General features: G+C 65.5%; 18 protein-coding genes. 13 read left to right on the top strand and 5 right to left on the bottom strand.

The genetic code is table 11. From position 1 onward, the window contains the following. Nucleotides 1-152: 152 nt before the first annotated feature. Together BLU17_RS15065 and BLU17_RS15060 are read right to left on the bottom strand one after the other, a co-directional pair. Entirely contained in the window at nt 153-1,328 is a 1,176-nt protein-coding gene (locus BLU17_RS15065) for a CaiB/BaiF CoA transferase family protein (RefSeq protein WP_091997779.1), read from the bottom strand. Then, the gene (locus tag BLU17_RS15060) at nt 1,325-2,944 is read right to left on the bottom strand and encodes a class I adenylate-forming enzyme family protein (protein WP_091997778.1); all 1,620 of its coding nucleotides are present in this window, start codon (nt 2,942-2,944) and stop codon (nt 1,325-1,327) included. Before BLU17_RS15060 ends, BLU17_RS15065 begins: the two co-directional genes overlap by 4 nt. Before the next feature lie 157 nt (nt 2,945-3,101). On the opposite strand from BLU17_RS15060, the gene BLU17_RS15055 reads away from it, so the two are divergent. The 7 genes from BLU17_RS15055 to BLU17_RS15025 all read left to right on the top strand — a co-directional run bounded on the left by BLU17_RS15055 (nt 3,102) and on the right by BLU17_RS15025 (nt 11,023). Then, nucleotides 3,102-4,073 (top strand): LysR family transcriptional regulator, encoded by a 972-nt coding sequence (locus tag BLU17_RS15055; RefSeq protein WP_091997776.1) that lies wholly within the window; start codon nt 3,102-3,104, stop codon nt 4,071-4,073. Nucleotides 4,074-4,328: 255 nt separating this feature from the next. After that, nucleotides 4,329-5,447, top strand: coding sequence for an ABC transporter substrate-binding protein (locus tag BLU17_RS15050; RefSeq protein ID WP_091997774.1), 1,119 nt, complete (start codon nt 4,329-4,331; stop codon nt 5,445-5,447). A 10-nt stretch (nt 5,448-5,457) separates the two neighbouring features. Next, nucleotides 5,458-6,306 carry an ABC transporter permease gene (locus BLU17_RS15045; RefSeq protein WP_091997773.1) on the top strand — a complete coding sequence of 283 codons (849 nt, stop codon included), beginning with the start codon at nt 5,458-5,460 and terminating at the stop codon, nt 6,304-6,306. Next, on the top strand, nt 6,279-7,379 hold the full coding sequence (locus BLU17_RS15040; RefSeq protein ID WP_176929103.1) for a 2-hydroxyacid dehydrogenase: 1,101 nt from the start codon (nt 6,279-6,281) through the stop codon (nt 7,377-7,379). The genes BLU17_RS15045 and BLU17_RS15040 overlap by 28 nt, the downstream gene beginning before the upstream one ends. After that, entirely contained in the window at nt 7,376-8,770 is a 1,395-nt protein-coding gene (locus BLU17_RS15035) for an MmgE/PrpD family protein (RefSeq protein ID WP_091997770.1), read from the top strand. Before BLU17_RS15040 ends, BLU17_RS15035 begins: the two co-directional genes overlap by 4 nt. Before the next feature lie 14 nt (nt 8,771-8,784). After that, nucleotides 8,785-9,573, top strand: a complete 789-nt coding sequence (locus BLU17_RS15030; RefSeq protein ID WP_091997916.1) for an ABC transporter ATP-binding protein — start codon at nt 8,785-8,787, stop codon at nt 9,571-9,573. After that, entirely contained in the window at nt 9,554-11,023 is a 1,470-nt protein-coding gene (locus BLU17_RS15025) for an MmgE/PrpD family protein (RefSeq protein ID WP_091997768.1), read from the top strand. Before BLU17_RS15030 ends, BLU17_RS15025 begins: the two co-directional genes overlap by 20 nt. Before the next feature lie 27 nt (nt 11,024-11,050). Here the strand turns inward: BLU17_RS15025 and BLU17_RS15020 are convergent, their stop codons facing one another. Beyond that, on the bottom strand, nt 11,051-11,923 hold the full coding sequence (locus tag BLU17_RS15020; protein WP_091997766.1) for a cyclase family protein: 873 nt from the start codon (nt 11,921-11,923) through the stop codon (nt 11,051-11,053). Nucleotides 11,924-12,202: 279 nt separating this feature from the next. On the opposite strand from BLU17_RS15020, the gene BLU17_RS33165 reads away from it, so the two are divergent. The 4 genes from BLU17_RS33165 (at nt 12,203) to BLU17_RS15005 (ending at nt 15,916) form a co-directional block, all read left to right on the top strand. Further along, entirely contained in the window at nt 12,203-13,348 is a 1,146-nt protein-coding gene (locus tag BLU17_RS33165) for a thiolase C-terminal domain-containing protein (RefSeq protein WP_176929102.1), read from the top strand. Continuing rightward, complete coding sequence (locus BLU17_RS15015; RefSeq protein WP_176929101.1) at nt 13,345-14,523, top strand: thiolase family protein; 1,179 nt, start codon at nt 13,345-13,347, stop codon at nt 14,521-14,523. Before BLU17_RS33165 ends, BLU17_RS15015 begins: the two co-directional genes overlap by 4 nt. A 28-nt stretch (nt 14,524-14,551) precedes the next feature. Continuing rightward, nucleotides 14,552-15,007, top strand: a complete 456-nt coding sequence (locus BLU17_RS15010) for a Zn-ribbon domain-containing OB-fold protein (RefSeq protein ID WP_091997762.1) — start codon at nt 14,552-14,554, stop codon at nt 15,005-15,007. 123 nt (nt 15,008-15,130) lie between these two features. After that, complete coding sequence (locus tag BLU17_RS15005; protein WP_176929100.1) at nt 15,131-15,916, top strand: glutaredoxin domain-containing protein; 786 nt, start codon at nt 15,131-15,133, stop codon at nt 15,914-15,916. Nucleotides 15,917-16,161: 245 nt separating this feature from the next. Here the strand turns inward: BLU17_RS15005 and BLU17_RS15000 are convergent, their stop codons facing one another. Both BLU17_RS15000 and BLU17_RS14995 read right to left on the bottom strand, forming a co-directional pair. Continuing rightward, nucleotides 16,162-17,790, bottom strand: coding sequence for a PEP/pyruvate-binding domain-containing protein (locus BLU17_RS15000; RefSeq protein ID WP_091997759.1), 1,629 nt, complete (start codon nt 17,788-17,790; stop codon nt 16,162-16,164). Beyond that, entirely contained in the window at nt 17,787-19,733 is a 1,947-nt protein-coding gene (locus BLU17_RS14995; protein WP_091997758.1) for a phosphate transport regulator, read from the bottom strand. Before BLU17_RS14995 ends, BLU17_RS15000 begins: the two co-directional genes overlap by 4 nt. Before the next feature lie 426 nt (nt 19,734-20,159). Between BLU17_RS14995 and BLU17_RS14990 the strand changes: the two genes are divergently transcribed. Together BLU17_RS14990 and BLU17_RS33160 are read left to right on the top strand one after the other, a co-directional pair. Then, entirely contained in the window at nt 20,160-21,785 is a 1,626-nt protein-coding gene (locus BLU17_RS14990; RefSeq protein ID WP_091997756.1) for an AAA family ATPase, read from the top strand. A 283-nt stretch (nt 21,786-22,068) separates the two neighbouring features. Continuing rightward, nucleotides 22,069-22,212 (top strand): hypothetical protein, encoded by a 144-nt coding sequence (locus BLU17_RS33160; RefSeq protein ID WP_176929099.1) that lies wholly within the window; start codon nt 22,069-22,071, stop codon nt 22,210-22,212. Nucleotides 22,213-22,216 lie beyond the last annotated feature (4 nt).

Genomic DNA, 22,216 nt, shown 5'->3' with positions numbered 1-22,216 from the left:
TCTCCATGTCGATTTCTTCTTTTGGGGAATCGCCGCCGGGCCGGCTGCCCGGCAGCGTTGCGACGCGTAGACAATGCTATTGATTTGGACTACGGAGTAAAAGCGGTAATTTCTTATCGGAATTCATCGTAATGATCGCGATATCGAAGGCGTCAAACGACGCCGTCGCGTCTGAGCGACGCGATTTCGCTCTCCGCGAGGCCAAGCTCGCGCAGGATTTCGTCGGTGTGTTGCCCGAGCGTCGGCGGTGGACGGTCGATCGATGCGGGCGTGGCCGAGAACTTCACCGGAAAGCCGAGCTGCGGCACCGTGCCTTCGACGGGGTGTTCGACCGACATCAGTAGTTCGCGCGCGGCGAAATGCGGATCGTGCAGCGCTTCATGCATCGTATGGACGGCACTGGCGGGGATGTCGGCGCTGCCGAGCAGCGCGAGCCATTCGAAGCGCGGGCGCATCTTCATCAGCGTGCGGAGCTCGTCGATTTGCGCGAGCGCGGCGGCGCCCGATGGCCACTGATGGCCGAGCCACGCGGGCCGCCCGATCATCTCGCAGAATGCTCGCCAGAATTTTTCCTCGATGATGCCGAGCGCGAGCCACGACCCGTCAGCGCACTCATATGTGTTGTAGCACGCCGCGCCGCCTGCGTTCCGGTAGAGTCCTCCGCGCGGCTCGCGACCGGCGAATAGCACCTCCGCCGCGTGGTACGCGAGAAACATCGCCGCGCCGTCGAACATCGAAACGTCGAGCCATTGCCCTTTGTTGGTACGCTCGCGTGCGAACAGCGCCGCGAGGATCGCATAGAGCGCCATCATCGATCCGCCGCCGATGTCCGAGACGAGCAGTCCCGGCACGAGAGGTCCGGATTCCGGGCGGCCGAACAGACCGAGCGTCCCGAGGAGCGACATATAGTTCAGGTCGTGTCCGGGCGCGAGCCGGTACGGACCGGTTTGCCCGAAGCCCGACAACGAACAGTAGATGAGCCGCGGATTGATTTCGGCGAGCGTCTCGTAGCCGAGGCCGAGGCGTTCCATCACGCCAGGGCGAAAACCCTCGACGAATACGTCGGCCGATTCGGCGAGCGTCTTCAGCAGCGCGTTGCCTTTCGGCGTTTTCAGATCGAGCGTCACGCTGCGCTTGTTCCGGTTGCACAGCAGGAACGTGCCGGAATCACGCACGCCCATGGGCTCGAATGCGCGTTGATAATCGCCTCTCGTCGGTTCCTCGATTTTCACGACGTCCGCGCCGAGATCGCCGAGCAATTGCGTGCAGAGCGCGGCCGGCAGCAGCCGGCTCACGTCGACGATGCGTACCCCGTCCAGCGCCTTCATCGGGAGACCATGCCGGTCTGGGCGAACAGCGCTTTGAGTTCGGCCTTCTTCACTTTCCCCGTCGTCGTGAGCGGTAATTCGGATTCGCGCAGTATCCGGAACACGCGCGGCACCTTGTAGGCGGCGAGCGACTGGCGGCAGAATGCCTCCAGCGATTTTTCGCTGATCTCCTGGCCGTCGCGCGCGATCACGATCGCGCCGAGCACTTCGTCGTTCACCGTATCGGGCAGCGCGACGACGAACGCAGATTCGACGGCGGGATGCTGCGTCAGCGTTTCCTCGACCTCGGCGGGCGCGACATTGATACCGCCGGTTTTCACCATCTCCGTCACGCGGCCGCGATAGATTAGTTGGCCATGCTGATCGATCATGCCGAGATCGCCGGAACGGAAGAATCCGTCGCTGTCGTAGCTGCTTGCGGTGCGCGCCTCGTCGTTGAAATAGCCCGCGAACATACGCCCTTTGATCCTCAATTCACCCACCTGGCCAACGGGCAGCGGATATCCGCGATCGAGATCGACAACGCGCACCGTAAAGCCCGGCAGCGGCTTGCCCATCGTCGTTGCGCGAACATCGAGCGGTTCGTCGGCGTCCGTGACGGCGCAGTTGCCGTAGGTCTCCGTCAATCCATAGACGTTGCAGATTTTCTGCGGACCCAGCGCGGCAAGCCGCTTGATCTGATCGGGCGAGCCGATCGTCACGCCGGTGCGCAGCGATTCGAGTCGTGTTTGGCCGGGCGGCATCTGGGCGGCGATCGCGCTCACCATGTTCGGCGTGCCGTAGAACACGGTGCAGCGTTCGGAGTCGATCAACGCGATTGCATCGGCTGCGTTGAACGATTCCTGCAAGACGATCGCGCCGCGATGCGTGAGCAGATTGAACGCGGCGTTCGCGCTGCCGAGGCTCCAGAACAGCGACACGGCGAGCCATAACCGGTCGTTTTCGTCGACGTGCTGGCGCTGGCCGATGTGCCAGCCGTTTTCGATCAATGCGCCTTGACGCAACAGGATGCCCTTTGGCAACGACGTTGATCCGGAACTGTAAACGAGCAGCGCTGCGTCGTCGGGCGATACGTCGGCGCCGAGCCGGTCGATCGTCGCCGGAGCAACGTGCGCGCCGTGACGCAACAATGTCGAAAGCGACATTTGTGTGACGTTGCCGCCGACGTGCGCCTCGTCGCCTTCGCCGACCCAGACGACGTGCCGCAATTCGGGCGCACGCTCGGCGAGGGGGCCGATCGATTCGAGCATCGCCCGAAAGTCCTGACGCAGGAACGTCGGCGCCGCCGCGAGCAGCGTCACGCCGGAATGCTGCAGTGCATATGCGAATTCGCGCGCGGTGGCCCACGTGTTCATGCCGACCGCGATCGCGCCGATATATTGCGCCGCCCACGCGAGCACCAGCCATTCGACGCGATTGCCCATCAGGATCGCGACACGATCGCCTTTGCCGATTCCGAGCGCGTGAAGCGCGGCAGCCGTTTCGCGCACGCGCGCCAGCAGTTCGCCGTAATTGAGCCGCTCGCCTCCACCCACCAGGGCTTCGTGCGCCGGGTCGAGCGCGGCCCAGTCTTCCAGCAGGCGTGGCACGGTGCGAGCGGCAGGCATCGTCGGCATAGGCGTCTCTCTATTGTCTGGCGGCCATTTCCGGCCGCGATTCGAAAGCGGCCGCTTCTTTTCGCGGCCTGGTAGGGAAAATACAGGGTGCTACTTTAGCTAGATGCAAACATAATAAATAGAGATATCTTCGCATCGGAATCAATCGGGAATCGCGATGAAACGGCTAAATCTGGTCAATCTGGAAACGGTCTGCTGGATCTCTCGTCTCGGTACGTTTCACCTTGCCGCCGAGCGTCTGAACACTACGCAGTCCGCAGTATCGGGGCGTGTCAGGGAACTGGAGAACTCGACCGGTCTGACGCTTTTTCAGCGGCATGGCCGGCGCATGGAGTTGACGGTGGATGGCCGGGAGCTCGTGCGCAGACTCGAACCGCTGCTGCATCAGATCGAAGACGTCGTCGTATCGCTCGACAATCCTTCCGCCGCGACCGGTATCGTGCGCATCGGCGTTGGCGAGGCCGTCGCGTTGAGCTGGCTCGGCGATCTGCTCGCGAAGCTGAAGGTCCTGATGCCGAAGGTCGTGTTCGAGGTCGAGACCGATCTGAACGTGATTGCGCGGCAGAAACTGGAAGGCGGCAAGCTCGATATCGCGATCGTTGCCGGGCCGTTCGACGAGAACCGCATTTCGAAGCGCTCGCTGGGCTCGGCGCGCTTCATCTGGGTGATGTCGCCGAAGCTCGCCGCCCACTGCCCGCCTGATGCGACGGCTGCCGAACTATGCGAGCGCTTCCCCATCTGGTCGCTGCCGCGTCCCGCGACGATTTTTCCCGCCACGCAAGCGGCGCTGCGCGAAGCCGGCGCGAAGGCGGTCGACGTCAATACGAGCGACTACCTGAGCGCGATCGCGCGCGTGATCGTTTCCGGCGGCGGGATCGGCCTCTTGCCGGAGGACCTGGTCGCGGACGATCTCGACAGCGGCCGGCTCGTCCGCATGCCGTCCGCGCTGTCGCCGGCGAACATCGAGTTCTTCGTCGCGTGGCACACCGACCAGGAGCATTCGGTCCTGCGGTACGTCGTCGATACCGCCGTCGCGAGCAGCACGTTCCGCCGCGCCGGCGAATTGCCGGCCGCCGTGGCCGCCGACGCGGCACCGTTACTGCCTGCAGAACACACCGCCGGCGCCTGATGCCGCATTGCGGCGAGTCGCGGCAATGCCTTGCGACGGACGCAGTGTCGAATGCGCCCGATGAATCGCTTTGCCGATCCATTACCCCGCGAAAACATCACTTTTACCGATCATTGCGTATCGGAAATTGCCGGTAGTTACCGATAAGCGCTTCCGATACAGTCTTCCTTCATCGTCGGCCGGCGCATCGCATCCCGAATGAGCGGGGTGCTTCGAGCAAGCGGACCGGCGTAAAACGAAATACGAGGAGGAGACATGATTCAGCCGTATCGCGCGGCTTTGGATTCGGCTGCGCGTATTGTCCGTTTTCCGCGCCGCCTGCGCGCCGCTTATCTCGCCCGTCCATCGCATTGCAAAGGCGCGTTGTCCGCCGCCGCTGTCGTGTGTGCGGCGGCGTTCGCGTCGAATGCCGCTCATGCCGCGCCGAGCGTGAAGATCGCCGCGTTCGATGGATCGTTCATCAATTTTCCGCTGTACGTCGCGAACGATCTGCATCTGTTCGAAAAGCACGGCGTCGATGCGCAACTCATCTACGGCACCGGCATTCAGCCGACCAACATGGTAGTCAGTGGTGCGACCGAATTCGGCGGCTTCGCGGTAGAGCATGGCGTACAGGTGATCGGCAAGGGGCAGAAGCTCAAGCTGCTGGTGCTCAACGAAACGAATCCGCCGTTCGATCTGATCGTGCGCAACGACGTTCCGTTGCCGAATCTGTCGAAGGGTTTTCCGGCTAGCGTGCGGGACCTGAAGGGGCTGAAGCTCGGCATCAGCTCGCCGGGCGCAAGCGCCGATACGAGCTTGCGTCTGCTGCTGAAGCAGGCGGGACTCGATCCCGATCGCGACGTGCGCATCGTGCCGGTGGGCGATCCGACGACGCAGATCGCCGCGCTGCGCAACCGCACGGTGGACGGCACGATGGCGTTCGAGCCGATTCAGACGCAGGCGGTGTTCGGCGACAAGATCACGAAATCGGTCGTGAATCTCGAGAAGGGCGAAGCCGGTCCCGACATCTACCGCAGCTATGCGTTCAACGGCGTGTTCGCGCGGCAGGACTATATCGACGCGCATCCGGAAATCGTGAAGAACGTCGTCGGCGCCGTGGTCGAGGCCGAGCAGATGATCAACGATCCCGCGCATATCCAGGACGTGCTGAAAGTCGCGGTCGCGCGAATGCACGGTATCGCGCCCGATCTGCTGAAGCAATACATCGAAACGTATCGCGGGATTTTCGTCCCGTATGCGTCGCCGGACGCGATCGCGAACGTGAACCGCTTCCTGCAGTATCAAAAGCAGTTGGACAAGGCCGTTCCCTACGAGCAGGTCGTTGCGACGGCCTATATGCCGAAGATCCAGATTCAGGCCAGCGGAAAGTGAGGAATCGACGATGATGAGCCGAAAAGCGGAACAACAGACGTTGACGGCCGTGCCGCCGCGCCGCGCGCGCACGTATAGTCGCAGCCGCAACCGGATGGCGAGGCGGGTCGTGATCGCACGCACGCTGCTGATCGTCGCGGTGCTCGTGATCTGGCAGGCGCTCGTGAGCGGCGGCCTCGTCGATCCGTTCTGGATCAGCAGCCCCGTGCTGGTCGCGAAAGAGCTTTGGTCGCAGGCATCGAGCGGGACGCTGGTGTCCGATATCGGCATCACGGTATTCGAGGCGCTGATCGCGTTCGTGATCTCGGCCGTGCTAGGGATCGCGAGCGGGCTGCTGCTCGCGCGTTCGCCGTTCTGGGACATGGTGCTCGCGCCGCTGATCGTCGTGGTGAACAGCATGCCGCGCGTCGCCATCGCGCCGCTCATCATTCTGTGGTTCGGAATCGGGCTCGCGGCGAAGGTAATTACGGCGTTCACGCTCGTCTACTTCATTCTGCTCGTGAATACGTTGAACGGTGCGAAGAACGTCGACAACGATATCCGGACGATCGCGCTGCTGATGGGCGCGTCGCGCAAGGACATGCTGTTCAAGGTGACGCTGCCGTCCGCCCTGCCGTGGATTTTCGCGGGCCTGAATCTCGGGTTGACCTATTCGCTGCTCGGCGTGATCGTCGCGGAGATCCTGTCGTCGAATGAGGGCCTCGGCTTCGTGATCGCGCACAACGCCGGCAATTTCAACACGGCGGGCGTGTTCGCGGGACTGATCGCGCTGTCGTTCGTCGCATGGGTCTTCGCGATCGTCATGCGCACGATCGAATCGCGTCTGCTGTCGTGGAAACCTTCGACGACGAGCGCATGACGATGGCGACCGGCACCATACTCTTTCTCGACGACGACCACGTCGTGCGCATCGCGCGCGCCGTGCTTGCCAACGAAGCCGACGCGCAATGGCTTCGCGCGTATTTCGCACCCGAAACGCCGGATTTCGCGCCGCTCGTCGAAGCGTCGCGCGGTATCACGCGCGCCGACGGGATACGCATCGAATCCGGCGGCGGCGTCGATCCGCGTGAGTTCGATCCCGACGTCGTCGTGTTCCGGCGCGGCGAGATGCGCGCCGACCAGATCGACGGATGCACGCGGCTGAAGCTGATTCAACGGCTCGGCGAGCGTGCGGAGGGAATCGATCTCGACGCCGCGAAGCGCCGCGGCGTGGCGGTGTCGTGCCTGCCGCGCCGCACGCTGGCGTTCACGGCCGAGCATGCGTTGCTGCTAATGCTTGCGCTCGGCAAGAAGGTCACGCAATGCGACCGGCTGGTGCGGTGCGCGGACGTGCCCGCTTCGCCCGGCGTCGATGGCGTCGCCTATAACTGGATCGGTCTCGATGGCCTGAGCGGATTGCATGGCAAGACACTGGGCGTCATCGGTCTGGGCGAGGTCGGCACGCTCGTCGTCCGGCTGGCGCGCGCATTCGGAATGAACGTGATCTATACCAGGCGCAAGCCGCTCGACGCCGCAGGCGAGGCCGCGATCGGCGCGACGTATGACACGCTCGAAGGTCTGCTCACGCGGGCCGATTTCGTTTCGCTGCATGCGGCCAATCTGCCGGAGAACCGCGCAATGATGAGTCGTTCGCAGTTCGAATCAATGCGGCCGCATGCATACTTCGTCAACACGAGTCGGGGCGGTCTCGTCGACGAGGATGCGCTGTACGAAGCGCTGGCCGCGAAACGGATCGCGGGGGCTGGGCTCGACGTTCATGCGTTCGAGCCGCGCGCCGCGACTGATCGCTTCTGCGCGCTCGACAACGTGATACTGACGCCGCACGTCGCGGGCGGCTCGCGTTCGGGGTTGCTGCCCGAATTGCGCGTGTTGCTCGACAACTGCCGGGCGGCCTTTGGAGGCGCGACGACTTTCGCGCATCAGATCGCATGAACGCACCACACGTTGCCGGCGCGACGGCGCTTCAACGGATCGCGCAGTGGGTATGCGGCGACGCAGTCGAACGCATGCCCGAAGCGGGACTCGCCACCGCGCGGCTCGCATTCGCCGATACGCTCGCCGTCACGTTGATCGGCTCGCGCCGCGCGGCGCCGCGGATCGTCGCCTCGCTCGATGCATCGAGTGCCGGTCGCGAGGTCGCGTCGCTCGTCGGAATGCGCAGCCGCGCGTCGCTCGCGCGGGCGGCATTCGTGAACGGAACGTCCGCGCATGCAGATCTCTTCGACGACAACAGCGCGCCGATGATCGCGCATCCGAGTGCGCCGCTCGTCTCGGCGCTGTTCGCGCTCGCGCAGGCGTGCGGCGCGAGCGGACGCGATCTGCTGTACGCCTATTGCGCGGGGTTCGAGGTCGGCGTTTCGCTAGGCCGTGCGCTCAATCCGCGGATTTACGAGCAGGGCTGGCACGTTACGCGCGTGCTCGGCGTGCTCGGCACGACGGCAGCCTGCTGCCGGCTCGCGGGCCTCGGCGAGGCGGCGACGGTCAATGCGCTCGGAATCGCGACGTCTGCGGCAGGCGGCCTGCGGCAGCACTTCGGGACGATGACGATGGCGTTGCATGCGGGCTGGACGGCGCGGGATGCAATCGAGGCGACGCTGCTCGCGCAGCGCGGCTTCGACGCCGACGCGGCGGGACTCGACGGCCGCTATGGGCTCGTCAGCGTCTTCGCCGACATGCCGTTCGAGATGCCGGCGCTCGGTGCGCCGTTCGAACTCGTCGATTCGGGAATCATTTTCAAGCCGTGGCCGTGCGGCGCACCCACGCACGCAGCCGTCGACGCCGCACTCGCATTGCGCGGCGCGCGCGGCATCGCTCCCGCGCAGGTCGAACACGTCGTGTGCCGCGTGCATCCGTGGAATGCAATGACGCTGCGCGAGGAGCCGCCGTCTACGCCGAATCAGGCGAGAGTCAATCTGCGTTTTTGCGTGGCCGCGGCGCTGCGATTCGGCCGCCTGACGCCCGACGAGTTTTCCGCCGAGGCGTTGCACGATCCAATGCTCGTTCGCCTGATGCAGGCGTTCGAGATCCGGATCGACGACAGCTTGCCCGACAACGGCGAATTTCCGGCCGCCGTCGACATACGGCTGAGCGACGGCACCACGGTGACCGAGCGGCGCGAGGTGCCGCCAGGCGGATCGGGACGCCGTCTGGGCGAGACCGAAATCCACGCGAAGTTCCGCGCGTGCGCGGCGGGTGTGCTCGACGGCGCGGCTCGCGACGATGCGCTGGCCGCGCTCGCGCAGCTCGATGCGCTGGCCGGCGTGGGCCCGCTCGCGCGCCTGCTCGAAGGTAATGGCCCGCTTGCCACGGCCCCGCAATCTTGATCGAGGAATTCACGATGAGCACAGTGCTGACCGAACCGCAAATACGCATCCAGAACGTCGATATCCGTTTCGAGCCGGAGGGCCGCGAGCCCGTCACGGCTGCGCAGGGCGTCACGCTCGACGTGCCGCTCGGGTCGATCGTCACGATTGTCGGGCCGTCCGGCTGCGGCAAGTCGACGATGCTGAACGCGGTGTCCGGGCTGCTCGAACCGTCGTCGGGAACAGTGTCCGTGGGTGGCCAGAAGGTGTCGGGAATTCGTCACGACGTCGGCTACATGTTCGCGCGCGACGGGATGATGCCGTGGCGTACCGCGTTGCAGAACGTTTCGTTCGGGCTCGAAGTCCGCGGCGTGCCGAATCATCGCGAGGTCGCGCGCGAATGGCTGAGGCGCGTCGGTCTCGCGCAGTTCGAGAATCACTATCGGCACGAGTTGTCGCATGGCATGCGGCAGCGCGTTGCCGTCGCGCGAACGTTCGCGACCGATCCCGACATTCTGCTGATGGACGAGCCGTTCGGTGCGCTCGACAGTCAGACGCGGCTCAAGCTTCAGGAGTTGTTCCTCTCGGTCTGGGAGAGTTCGCGCAAGACGGTGCTGTTCGTCACGCACGATCTACATGAAGCGATCTTCCTTTCGGACATCGTGATTGTGTTCACGAACCGGCCCGGGCGCGTGAAGTCGATCATCCCCGTCGATCTGCCGCGGCCGCGCCTGCCGCCCGCCGAGCTTGCCGCGGCGCCGGAGTATCAGGACATTCATGCGCGGATCTGGGGGAGCCTGAAAGATGAAGTCAATCACTTCTGACGCGCTTGCCGAAGCGGGTGCCGACGCCGAGCGAAACGGCGCTGCCTCGTCGCCCGCGCCGTTTCCGTCGACGGTCAGTCAGCGCTGCGCGCAATGGGCGGCGGCGGTTCAGTTCGAGGATTTTCCGCCGGCATTGCGCGATGCCGCGCGCTGGCGTCTGCTCGACACGCTCGGCGGCGGACTCGCGGCCACGGCGCTGCCCGCCGCGCAATCGGTGAGCGCGGCGCTCGACGATCTCGACGATGGCGCGGACGGCCCGGCGGACGTGCTCGGGGGTGGCCGCGCGGGAACTCCATGGGCCGCGCTGGCGAACGGCACGCTGTTTCATGCGCTGATCTTCGACGATACGCATAACGAAACGATTATTCACCCGGATAGCGTGATCGTCGCGACCGCATTGGCGGTGGCGCAGGCAACGCACGCGTCGGGCCGTGCGTTTCTGACCGCGCTGCTCGCGGGCAGCGAACTGGCGTGCCGCATCGGGCTGGCGGCCGTCCGGCGTTTTCATGCGGCGGGCTTCCAACCGACGGCGGTGGTCGGCCCGCTTGCGGCGGCGTTCGCGGCAGGGCGGCTCTACGGGCTCGACGCGCGGCGGATCGCCCATGCCGCGGGGATTGCGGGGAGCTTCGCGTCGGGCATCATCGAGAGCTGGGCGGACGGTGCGTGGGCGCAACTGCTGCATCCGGGATGGGGTGCGCACGGCGGCATCACGGCGGCTGCGCTCGCGAAGCGCGGCTTCACCGGGCCCGCCACCGTAATCGAGGGTCATGCCGGCGTGTTCAGCACGCATACGCGCGCGGGCGGCGCGCCGTTCGCGTTCGCGCGAATCACCGAAGGGCTCGGCGAGCGTTGGGAATCGGAGCAGATCGCCTTCAAGCCGTATCCGTGCGGGCATGTGATCCATCCGTTTCTCGATGCGGTCCTCGCGCTCCATCGCGCCGGACTGAAAGCGGAAGACGTGGAGCGGATCGTCTGCCCGATCGCGGATTACATGATCGGGGTCGTTTGCGAGCCGGTCGCGCAAAAGCGCCGGCCACAGAGCGACGCGCAGGCTCGCACGAGCTTGCAGTATTCACTGGCCGAGGCGCTGGTGCTTGGGCGTCTCGATGCGTGTGGCTATCGCGAAGCGAGCTTGCGCGATCCGCGCATTCTCGCGCTCGCCGACAAAATCGATTTTCGCGTCGATGAGACTGCTCCCGACAGCCGCACCTACAAGGGTTGGGTGATCGTGCGGACCGTCGAGGGGCGAGTGCTGGAACACGTCGAGGCGTCGGCCCGCGGCAGCGTCGCGCATCCGATGACGGAAGCGGAGTTGCGCGCGAAATTCGATGCAAACGCAGCGTTGCGTCTGTCGTCTGCGGGCGCGCAACGTGTCGCCGATCTGGTGTTCGGGATAGAGGCGCTGCCCGATCTCGACGCGCTGATGCGCGCGTGCCGCGGCGAGCGTTGAGCGCCGCGGTGCGGGGAATCGCGCAAGTCAAAGAATCGCCATCGGGCTGAGCGGGCTCGCAGTGCCGCCGACGATCGGCAACGCGGCGGCGGTGAAGAAGAACGCGGTTTGGCCGGCGGCGGCGAGTTCGTCGAGAACGAGTCCTTCGAGCAGCAGTACGCCGTAATCGCGAATCACGCGCTGGTGGACGGGAAACACGGTGCCTTGCGGAAAGGGGATCGCTTCGATCGCATAGTTGTCGGCACCGATCACTGCGACGCCGGATTCCGCAAGCCAGATCGCGGCGTCGAGCGCGAGACCCGGCTCGCCCTCGAAGTAATCGGCTTGCGAGCCGTGCGTCTCGAACCAGCCGGTACGAAGCAGCACGACGTCGCCGGGTTCCGGTTTGACGTTCGCGCACGCGGCGATCGTCTGCAATTCGTCGAGTCCGATGAATTCGCCCGCATTCAGCGGCGCGCCGCGATGGCGCATCACGTCGAACAGGAGACCGCGCGTCGCGATCGGCGGGAGTTTTTCGATTCCGCAGCGGCTCGCGCCGACCGTACTGCGAATCGAGTTCGACGAAAAGCCGTTGTAGAGTTCATCGTCGTACCAGACGTGACAGAGCGCGTCGAGATGCGTGCCGAGGTGGGCGGGCATGACGATCGTGTCCTCTGCGAACTGAAAGCCGCCTGGACGCTTGCCGCCCGCCGCATAATCGCCGCCGTCGCGGTTCATGAAGTGCATCACGGCGCTGCGCCCGTGTGGAACGGGCGTGCGCTCCGATATGGGCTGCGCAAGCGTGATGACGCGGCCGCTCGTCACGAGCCGCGCGGCGTCGCGCACCTTTCGCGGATCGATTGCGCGCAATGCGCCGGCTTCGTCGTCCTGTCCCCAGCGGTGCCATGCTTCCTTGGCCATCTGTTTCGTCCTCCGTTCGAATTGTCATTGACTGAGGATCGAGCGTACGGGAAAGCGTCGCGATATGGGTGCGTATTTTCGGATGCTTATTGATCGATTGGCGCGTAGCGAACGATTCGTGCTGCCGATCGGTTTAGATAACTTTATATCGCTATACGTTATCAATCGCCGCCTTTAACTTCGAGGCTGAGCTTTCGCACAGGAAGCGGATGCATGCGCGTGCACCGTTCGGGTAAACGCATCCGCTGCATACAAACCCCTGGAAGGAGACGACCTAAGATGAGCAGATCGAAGTATGGCGGCGTAACAGGCTGCGCGTTCGCGGCGCCAGGCGGCCCGCCGCACGAATCCCTCGAAGAAATGCTGTATGGCCTCGCGCGCCGCGCGCTGGCCGACGCGCAACTGTCGTTCGCCGATATCGACGGCATCTCGATTGCGTCGTGCGATCAACTGGACGGCCGCGCCATTGCGATCATGGCGGCGTCGGGTTCGGTCGGCGGCGTGACGCGCGATATCGTCTCGACGCCGTCGTCGTCCGAGCACGCGTTCGTGCTCGGCGCGCTGCGCGTCGCGTCCGGCCAATACCGCACGCAGCTCGTGATGTCGTGGAGCCCGCTCGAAGTCGAGTCGCTGAGCGAGGCGCAGCATCTCGGCACCGATCCTTATTTTCATCGCTCGCTGCCGCTCGACGACACCACGTCATACGCGCTGCAGGCCGTGGCGATGGACCCCACGGGTGCGCTGCGCGACAGCGCCGTCGCGCTCGCCGCGAAGAATCGCGTGCAGGGCGGTCTTGCGTATCCCGATCGCGCGTCCGGCGCGCGCGAGAAGGCGTGGATCGGCAATGACGAAATGATTAGCTGGCCGCTCACGCGTTCGATGGTCGCGCCGCCCGCCGCCGGCGCAGTCGCGCTCGTCATCGCAGATGCGGATTTCATCGCCGGGCGCCAAAGGCACGACGTCGCGTGGATCAAGGGGCTCGGATGGGCAGCGGAACCGGGCTTTCTCGGCGATCGCGATCTCGCGAAGCTGCCGTCGCTCGATGCAGCCATCGCGCGCGCGTGCGGCGAGGCAGGGCTCACCGACGCCGCAAGCGAGATCGATCTCGCGGAACTGATGGACGCGACGCCGTATCAGCAGATTCTTGCCGGCGAAGCGCTCGGCGTCTATCGGCGCGCGAGCGCGACAGAGGGCCCGCTCGCGCGCATTCCGCTGAATCTGTCCGGCGGCGCGACGTCGTTCAACCCCGTGTTCTGCAGCGGCCTGATGCGTATCGCGGAAGCGGCGCAGCAGGTGCGCGGGCGGGCCGGCGCGCATCAACTGGCGAGCGTGCGGCGTGCGATCGGGCACGGCGCAAGCGGCTTCGCGATGCAATACAACACGGTGGTGGTGATGGAATCGGATCACGCGGGAGGTACGCAATGAGCGGCCGCAGGGTGGGAATTATCGGCATCGGCCAGTCGGCGTTCAAGGCGGGCCGTGCGGACGCGAGCTATCCGGAACTCGTGCGCGAGGCGGTGACGCTCGCGATGCACGACGCGCAGCTCGAATTCGACGCGATCGACGGCGTCGTCTATTCGCTCGCGCCCGATGCGCTGCTCGGCATCGGCAACGCGGAGCGCCTCGGCGTCGATCCGGTGGGCGCGCGCTACAAGCCGTTCATGCGGATCAATACCGGCGGCTCGACGGGTATTTCGTGCGTTGCGGCCGCGCATCAGCACATCGCGTCGGGCGCGTGCGACGTCGTGTTGACGGCGGGCGCGGACAAGGTCGGCGAATGCGGCGATTCGCAGACCGTTCTCAACAAGATCTGGGACCCGACCTACGAACGCGCTTTGCCGCTCGGGACGATCTCGATGCTGGCAATGTCGGCGGTTCGCTACATGCACCTTTACGGCGCGACCGAAGAGGATTTCGCGCGCGTGACGGTGAAGAACCGCGCGCACGCCGCGCTCAATCCGAACGCGCATTTGCGCAAGCCCACGACGATCGAGGAAGTCATGGCGTCGCGCTACATCGCGTGGCCGATCAAGCTGTTCGACGCGTGTCCGCAGTCGAGCGGCGGCTGCGCGCTGATTCTTGCTTCGGAGGACTACATTCGCGACAACCATCTCGACGCCGTGTGGATCACCGGCATCGGCAACTGCTCCGAGAGCTACTACATCGGCGACCGGATGGGCCGCGGCCAGGTGGCCGATCACGCGAACGCGCACGCATTGGCCGATTCGTTCGCGCGCGCCTATCGCATGGCGGGAATCACGCATCCTGTGTCGCAGGTTCACGTCGCGGAACTCTACGCGCCGTTCAGCAACACGGAACTGCACGCGATCGAGGCCGCCGGGCTCGCGCCGGTCGGCAAAGCGCCGGGGCCGCTGCGCGAGGGCGCGTTTTCGCTCGGCGGCGCGTTGCCGGTCAATCCGTCGGGCGGCACGCTGTGCGCCAACGCGATTGCGGTGACGGCGATGGTGCGCGTGGCCGAGGCGGCGCTGCAAGTCTGGGGGCGCGCCGGCGAGCATCAGGTAAAGGGCGCGCGGATCGGCATCGCGAGCGGCAACGGCGGCGATCATCAATTCTTCGGCACCGCGGTTGTCGAAGCATGACATTCGAATCAATATAGGAGTACGGACGATGGAACTGCTGACACGCACGGAGACCTGGAACATCACCTATCAGCACGCGCTCGGCGAAACCGCGAGCTGGTTTTACGTGCAATTGCGCGATCACGGCAAGCTGTACGGGCGGCGCTGTCCGCAATCGGGGCGCGTGCTGGTGCCGCCGCGCGCGTTTTCGGATCAGACGCTCGAACCGACGGCCGAGTGGGTCGAGGTCGGGCCAGGCGGCGTGATCGAGACGTTCACGATCGTCTACGAATCGTTCAAGCATCTGCCGGACCCGCCCTATGCGTTTGGCTATGTGCGGCTCGACGGCGCCGATACCGCGCTGGGCGGATTCTTTCGCGGCGTCGATCTGTCCGATCCAAAGGCGGCTGCCGCGCGCCTCGCGGTCGGCACACGGGTCATGACCCACTTCGCGCCGCAACGCAAGGGCGATATCTCCGATCTCTGGTTCGAAGTGGAGAGCTGACGCGAACGGTTCAGTCGATGCGACCGGATGAGTCGATCGACCGGGTTCGGTGATATTCACAGCAGGCGCGGCGCGCAACGGCGGACATCGTGCAGGCCGTTCGCGCCGCGAAAGGTGAATGATATGGAAACGCAAACGGGCTCCGACGTGACCGTTTATTGGGCGCCGGGCTGCAGCAGTTGTCTGCGCGTCAAGGAATACCTGAGCCAGCATGGCGTCGCGTATCGCTCGCGCAATATTCAGACCGATCCAACCGCCGTGTCGGATCTCGGCGCGCTCGGCGTCCGGCGCGTGCCGATCGTCGCGAAAGGCGATGACTGGGTGGACGGCCAGGCGCTTGCGGACGTTGCGAGGCTTTGCGGGATCGAGTTCGAAGCGCGCGTTTCGCTGACCACCGACGTGCTCGCAGCGCGGCTCGTTCGTATTCTCGAACGGGCACGCGAGGCCGTTCTGCTATTCGACGCGATCATGCTGGGCGAGGAAATTCCCGATGGCAAACGGTCGTTTTCCGATCTGGCTTATCACGTGTTCAGCGTAGCGGAAGTATTTCTCGAACACGACAATGGGCAACCTGTCGTATTCGAATCGTACGCGCGTCTGCCGCTGCCCGATATCGCGACGCGCGAAGGACTGGCCGCGTACGGCGCCGATGTGATCGGGCGCGTGTCGGCCTGGTTCGACGCGCATCTCGCGGCCTATCCGTGGGACGATCTGGCCGACGTCTACTACGATCGGCAAACCAACCGGCAGTTTCTCGAAAGAACCGCGTGGCATTCGGGACAGCATTTACGGCAATTGCTCTGGCGGCTCGATCGGGCGCAGTCGCGCGATCTCGTGACGTCGGCTGCGCCGCTTTTTAAAGGCTTGCCGATGCCGTCGGCGGTCTGGCACAGCGATACCGGGCTTTGAATCCCGAGGAGGGGCGCCCTGTACAACGGGGTTGCCGATGCGAGCGGACTGGATTGGCAGCCGCGGTGCTGCATGGAATCTGTTGCGATGCGATTGGCTCGCAGGCGACGATGCACTCGCACCGGATGAGCACAGGCGTGCCCGCATCAGGCGTTGAAGTCGCGGCGCCGCGATCCCGGCAATGGTTCGGGCGTGCGAGCGCTCTCGCGTCCTCCCGGCCCGACGTACCGGGAGGACGGAACTCGTCACTGGCTCCTTAGCCGCAGCAGCCGTTGCTGCAAATCCACCAGCGGTTCGGTGACGGTTTGCATCGCGCCCGCATATACGGCGCCGGTGTCGCCGTCGAGCGTGACCGGATCGCCCTCGCGCAGCGTGGTGTCGCCGAATCTGACGCTGCGCGCGACCTCGTCGATGACGAGATCGGGGCAGCCTACGAGGCACACCTTGCCCATCTGCCGCGCGACGACGGCTGCATGCGCGGTGCGCGTGCCGTTTCTCGTCAGCAGGCCTGTCGAAGCCTGCAACGCTGCGATGTCCGCCGTATCGGCGTCCTGCCTCAGCAGCACGACAGCGCCTTGCGCGCCTCGTTCGATTGCGCGCTTCGTATCGAGGGCGATCTCGCCGCTCGTCACGCCGACGTTTCCGCTTGCCGCGTGGGCGAGAGGCGTCGCCGTCTGGCCGTCTTCGTTTGCGAGGCGAACCGTCACGAGGCTCGCCAGATCGAGCGACGCCGTGCGCTCCCTCGCGACGTTGGCCGTAATGAGCCCTTCGTCGAGCATGTCGAGCGCAATGCGCGCCGCCGCTCGCGCCGACCGCTTTCCGGCGCGCGTCTGCAGCAGGTAGAGCTGGCCGTCCTGCACGGTGAATTCGATGTCCTGCATATCGCCGAGCGCGCGTTCGAGCGCGGCGGCGCTGTCGCGGAGCGCCGTCCAGACCGGCGGCAGTGCCTGGGCGAGCGTTTCGTGCCCTCGCGCGACGCGCCGGCCCGACACCACGTCCTCGCCTTGTGCGTTGAAAAGAAAATCGGCCCAGAGGGCCGGCTCGCCGTCGAGCGGACTGCGCGTGAACGCGACGCCGGCCCCCGAGCGGCCGCCCGCGTTGCCGAATACCATCGTCTGAACCGTGACGGCCGTTCCCGGCGTGTCGTCGAGTCCGAACTGGCGCCGGTACTCGCACGCCCGGTCCGAATGCCAGCTCGCGAGCACCTGCGAGATGGCCGCTTCGAGTTGCGCCGCGGGATCTTGCGGAAACGGCTTGCCGGTTTCGCTTTCATGCACGGCGAGGTAACGATGCGCGAGCGTACGCAGTTCCGTGAAATCGAGCGAGCGCTCGTCACGCGAGCCGGCGATGCGTTTGTATTCCTCGTCGAATGCATGCTCGGGCACGCCCGAAACGAGTTCACCCCAAGCCCGTATCAAACGTCGATAGGTGTCCCAGGCGAGCCGCGGATTGCCGGTCTGGCGCAGCAGCCCGCCTAGCGTGCGCTCGCACAGGCCGATGTTGAGCAGCGTGTCCATCATCCCCGGCATCGACACCGGCGCGCCCGATCGCACCGAGACGAACAGCGGCACGCGCGGATCGCCGAAGCGCCGTCCCGTGGCGCGTTCGAGCCTGGATATCCCGGCGCGCCAGACGCTTGCGCCGGTCGCGCGCGCCCGCATCTCGTCGCTGCCGCAATAAGGCGTGCCGAGCACGAAAGCGGGCGGCACGCGCAGCCCGAGCGCCGCCATCTTCAGCAGGTTGAACGCCTTGAATCCCAGCATCTGCGCCGATACGTCGGCGGGCAGCGGGCGCTGCGGCGAACCGGCGTCGCAGCCGATCAGGTAGAGATGGTCGGGCAGCGCCGACGCGGCGTCTTCTCGTTGGGTGCTCATGCTTTTGCCTCCGTTCGGCCGAACGCGACAGCGCGCAGTGCGTATCCCGCGACGAGCAGGCGATCCGACGCGAGCTCGAGCGCGCAGGCGAGATCGTTGGCGAGCATCAGGGCCGGCGCATCGCTGATGGCGCCGAGGATCGCGCGGCGCCCCGTACGCAGAAGCTCGTCGCATTCGCGCTCCGAGCGCAGCACGTTCCACGAGGCGGCGAGGAACGCGTCGCTATCGCTCGCGTCGCTGGTCGCCGATAGCGAGCGTGCGATGGCAAGCGCCTTGACGTGTTCCTGCGTGGCGTACAGCACGGCGTCGGCTAGGCGGCTCACGGACTCGTGCACGTCGCGATTCCAGCCCTGCATGTGACCGTCGGCGATCAGGCTCATCAGGAAAGCGGCTTCTTCAAGGGCGTCGGCGATGTCGTCGGACAGCTCGACCAGTTGCCCGAACGGTTCCCACTGCGGCTGGCGCGAGGCCTGATCGCGCGCCCGCATCACGAGATGGTCGGCCTGCCGCTCCCAGAGCTTCGCGCGCGCCGCCAGGTCGCGTGCCGCCCCCGGTATGCCGAGCGCGTCGAGCATGAGACCGTCGCAGATGCTTTGCGCGAGCGCGTGGCAATATCCCGCGTGCTCGTCGAGCAGATCGAACCCGCTCGTGTGCTGCCGCACGCGTTTGCCGATCAGAAGACGTGTCTCGTCGGCGACGAGCGCGATGGGCTGCCCCTGGCGCTGCGTGCGGCAGGCCGTTTCCATCGTTTCGAGCAGGAACGCCTTCGCGTCCGCTTCGCCGAGTATCGCGTCGAGGCGGTCGCCGATCCGGAAGGCGCCGCCGCCCGCCGCCTGCATCGCCGCGTAGATCAGCGTTTCGGCGCCGGCTTTCAGCCACGCCATGTGCCCGCATTCGGCGCGGGCGGCGTCGAGCAGGACCGCAATCGCCGCGCGCTTGCTCACGAACGGCAAAAGGCGTTTGCGCGCGCGGTTCCAGTCGATCAGGAAAACGATGTTGGCGCCTATCGTCTCGAGCGCGGCGTCGAGCTGCGCATCGTCGCCGCATGCGAGCCGTCCGGTTCCGAACGTGTAAGGCTTTCCGGCGTTCAGCGCGGCATTGGCGCGCGACGCGATTTCCTCCCACTGCATCCCGAGCGGCGCGAGCAGCGTCTTGAAGAAGTCGAAGCGCCCGGAATGCAGATCGGAATACGACAGCGTGATTGCCCGGCCTTCGACGTGGAGGACGAGCACGTGGACGTCGTTTTCGCCGATGTCGTTTTGAAGGATGAGCCGCTGGCCGTCTCTCGTCGCCGCGGTGTCGAGCCCCGGATGATCGAACCTCAACGGCGCCGTGCGATTGAGACCGCGCATGAACGCGGCCACGCGCGGGCGGTCCTCCGCTTCGAGATGCCAGACGTGCGCGCCGTCGATTTCTTCGCTCGAAATTTCGTTCGCCAGCTGGTTGATCCGCCGATGCAGGTCCATGACGAGCACATGAAGGCTGTCGCCGTCGGCGGTGCGGTCGCCGCTGACGAACTTGTTCACCTGCGTCGGTGTCAGGCGCTGGCCGCGGAAGCTTGCGAACCATGTCTGCCATCGTTCGGCCCGCTCGCGCAGTGCGTCGTCGCCGGGGCCGGTGGCATCCAGCGGCTTGCACATGATCTGGAGATCCTGCGCGAGCGCGGCTACCAGACGTTCGCATTCCTGCAGGACAACGTCCCCGTCGAGCAACTGGGCCGACGACGGCATGTCGCGCAGCCATGGCAGGTCGACGCCCGCGGCCGCGAGCTCGGCATCGAGCCGGAGGAAATCGTTTTCAGGCTGACCGGCGTGCGTGACGGCGCATTGCAGGACGCTGAGATAGACCTTCAACCGGTCGTTCGCCGCGAGCGCGGCCTTGATGCGGGCGGGAAGCAGCAGACCATGCTGCCCCATTGCGGTGAGCGCTTCGGTTTTTCGCATGAGGAGCACCGATCAGTTTCAGCGTTGGGAGCCGCTTACGTCTCGCAGCACGGGAATTGCTGTCCGACGATAGCAATCAGGGCGTCCGGTTATTTGACGCAAATCAGGGGAATGGACGAGGCTGAACGACCCCGGGAGGCGTTGCCGGCCACCGGACGGGTCAATGCGAGTCTTGCAAGGAACTGCGGCAGAAATATGGCAGCGCGATGTCATCGACGTGAGCGGCGGCGAGGCACGACCGCCCCGTCTGCTGCGCGAAGTGGCGCGACACATTCAAGTTTCGCCGATCTGCACCGTTAAAAGCAGAGGTAATGTCCATAGCCGGCACGCGTGCGTTCGGTCATTCGCGGCGGTCCCTGAAACGAGCGCCAAGCCTCGCCGATTGATGGTACAAATGCCCCGCGTGCAGCTTCCATCGAAACAGTCATGGCGACAGTTCATCCTCCCATTTCAGAAATTGATCCGACGTCCGCGGGCGAGCAGGTCGAACTCGACGTGCTCGCGCAGCTCGCGAAGGGCCTTCCCGAGAGCTACGAATTGTTCCATCGCGTCGACTGGGCGAACGCGGAACCGCATCGCGACAGTCACGGCGAGCTTGATATCGTGGTCGTGAACAGCGCGGGCGACGTCGCGGTGCTCGAGGTGAAGGCCGGCGAAATCGAGGCGACCGGCGACGGCTTGTTCAAGCAATACGGTGCGCAGCGCAAGGACGTCGGGCAGCAGGCGGGCTGGCAGTTCCGCTCGATCCTGAAGCGCTTGAAGTCTGAAGGTCTCGACGTGCGTCTGCTGCATTGCCTCGTGTTGCCGCACTATCGGGTGGGCGGCGAGGGGACGATCGACTATCCGCGCGAACGCATCGCGGACGCCGACGACTGCCTGGATCTCGCAGGCTTTGTGCAGCGCCGGCTCGGGGCCGGCCGGCCCGATGCGCGGCGGGAGCGCGTGCGCGCGTTCCTGCTCGACCGCGTGCGCGTCCAGCCCGACGTTTCGGCGCTGGCGGGCACGCTCCAGAGGCGTGTCAGCGAGATTTCCGGCGGACTGGCGCGATGGGTTCCGCGCATCGCCGTGGCGAGCGGCGTCGTCCATGTGCGCGCCACGGCGGGTTCCGGCAAGACCCAGTTGGCGCTCACGCTGTTGCGTCAGGCGTGTGTCGCGCAAAAGGCGGCCTCTTACGTCTGCTTCAATCGACCGCTTGCCGATCAAATGCGCACGTTCGCGCCGTCGGGCGTCGAGGTCAGCAGCTTCCATCAGCTTTGCTGGAAGACCGCGAGTCGGCCGCGTGTCGAGCCGGACTTCGAAGCGCTCGCCACACGCTATCTGGAGGAGCAGGCGCGCGCCGCGCCGGATCTCGATGTACTCGTGATCGACGAACTGCAGGACATGCAGGCGGCGTGGGTGCAGGCGCTGATTTCGCGCGTGCGCGAGGAAGGGCGGATCTATCTGCTCGAAGACCCCGAGCAATGCGTCTATCCCGATCGCGCGCAGATCGAAATCGGCGATGCCGTCGTGATTACGGCCCGCGAAAATTTTCGGAGTCCGCGCCGGGTCGCCGAGTCGATCAACCTGCTGCGGCTGACCGACGAGCCGGTTGCGCCGTGTGCGCCGTTTGCCGGCACGCAGCCGGCGTTCACGACCTACGGCAGCGCTTCGGGGAAGCGCGTTGCGGATGCGACGGCCGATGCGGTTCGCCGGTGCCTGGGATCGGGCTACGCGCTGCAGGACATTGTCGTGCTTTGCTGGCGCGGGAGGGCGCATTCGGAACTGCTGGCGCAGGACACGCTGGCCGTATGGACGCTGAGGAAATTCACGGGCGATTACGACGACCTTGGGGAGCCCCTTTACACGGAAGGCGACCTGACCATCGAAACCGTGCGCCGGTTCAAGGGCCAGTCGGCCCCGGCGATCGTGCTCACGGAGGTGGACTTCGATCCCTCGGACGGATTGTGGCCGAACCTGTTGTTCGTCGGCCTGACGCGGGCGAGGCTGCACGTGGAGGTCGTGATTGCCGATGCCGCGGCGCAAGCGTTGGCGCAGCGTCTCGCCGATGCGTGAAGCGCGTTGCGATGGCCTGCACCGCGCGTTTCACCGCGCTTCGGGAGCGGCGTCGATCCGGCGTCAGTCCGGCGTCAGTCCGGCGTCAATCGGACCCGCTGCACACGGCTGCGCCAGTCGCGGGCGCATAGGGCAGAGGGAGACGCAACGGGCGTCGGCGCCACGATGTTCATCGGGACATGATTTGTCCGGATGAGTCGCTACAGTGAAGTCCGGTACCGGACAGCGCCTTTGCAGAAGGCCTGTTCGACCGGCAGTTCAACCGCTACGGAGTCGATGCATCATGATGAACAATAACTCGCCGCTCGAGAGCCTTGCCGCATTCGCGATCACCTTCGCCGTCGGCGTTCTGTCCACGGTGGCGCTCGGTAAATACATCGAAAAGGTGCGGCGCGACGCGCTCAACGATGCGGCGCGCATGAATTGAGCGA

Source organism: Paraburkholderia lycopersici, from assembly GCF_900096975.1.
Lineage (GTDB): Bacteria > Pseudomonadota > Gammaproteobacteria > Burkholderiales > Burkholderiaceae > Paraburkholderia > Paraburkholderia lycopersici.
This window is presented reverse-complemented; position numbering and strand designations above follow the sequence as displayed.

Bases quoted from the DNA above. Each gene is read 5' to 3' on its own strand.
- BLU17_RS15065 (WP_091997779.1), bottom strand. From the start codon at position 1,328: ATGAAGGCGCTGGACGGGGTACGCATCGTCGACGTGAGCCGGCTGCTG.
- BLU17_RS15060 (WP_091997778.1), bottom strand. From the start codon at position 2,944: ATGCCGACGATGCCTGCCGCTCGCACCGTGCCACGCCTGCTGGAAGAC.
- BLU17_RS15055 (WP_091997776.1), top strand. From the start codon at position 3,102: ATGAAACGGCTAAATCTGGTCAATCTGGAAACGGTCTGCTGGATCTCT.
- BLU17_RS15050 (WP_091997774.1), top strand. From the start codon at position 4,329: ATGATTCAGCCGTATCGCGCGGCTTTGGATTCGGCTGCGCGTATTGTC.
- BLU17_RS15045 (WP_091997773.1), top strand. From the start codon at position 5,458: ATGATGAGCCGAAAAGCGGAACAACAGACGTTGACGGCCGTGCCGCCG.
- BLU17_RS15035 (WP_091997770.1), top strand. From the start codon at position 7,376: ATGAACGCACCACACGTTGCCGGCGCGACGGCGCTTCAACGGATCGCG.
- BLU17_RS15030 (WP_091997916.1), top strand. From the start codon at position 8,785: ATGAGCACAGTGCTGACCGAACCGCAAATACGCATCCAGAACGTCGAT.
- BLU17_RS15025 (WP_091997768.1), top strand. From the start codon at position 9,554: ATGAAGTCAATCACTTCTGACGCGCTTGCCGAAGCGGGTGCCGACGCC.
- BLU17_RS15020 (WP_091997766.1), bottom strand. From the start codon at position 11,923: ATGGCCAAGGAAGCATGGCACCGCTGGGGACAGGACGACGAAGCCGGC.
- BLU17_RS33165 (WP_176929102.1), top strand. From the start codon at position 12,203: ATGAGCAGATCGAAGTATGGCGGCGTAACAGGCTGCGCGTTCGCGGCG.
- BLU17_RS15015 (WP_176929101.1), top strand. From the start codon at position 13,345: ATGAGCGGCCGCAGGGTGGGAATTATCGGCATCGGCCAGTCGGCGTTC.
- BLU17_RS15010 (WP_091997762.1), top strand. From the start codon at position 14,552: ATGGAACTGCTGACACGCACGGAGACCTGGAACATCACCTATCAGCAC.
- BLU17_RS15005 (WP_176929100.1), top strand. From the start codon at position 15,131: ATGGAAACGCAAACGGGCTCCGACGTGACCGTTTATTGGGCGCCGGGC.
- BLU17_RS15000 (WP_091997759.1), bottom strand. From the start codon at position 17,790: ATGAGCACCCAACGAGAAGACGCCGCGTCGGCGCTGCCCGACCATCTC.
- BLU17_RS14995 (WP_091997758.1), bottom strand. From the start codon at position 19,733: ATGCGAAAAACCGAAGCGCTCACCGCAATGGGGCAGCATGGTCTGCTG.
- BLU17_RS14990 (WP_091997756.1), top strand. From the start codon at position 20,160: ATGGCGACAGTTCATCCTCCCATTTCAGAAATTGATCCGACGTCCGCG.
- BLU17_RS33160 (WP_176929099.1), top strand. From the start codon at position 22,069: ATGATGAACAATAACTCGCCGCTCGAGAGCCTTGCCGCATTCGCGATC.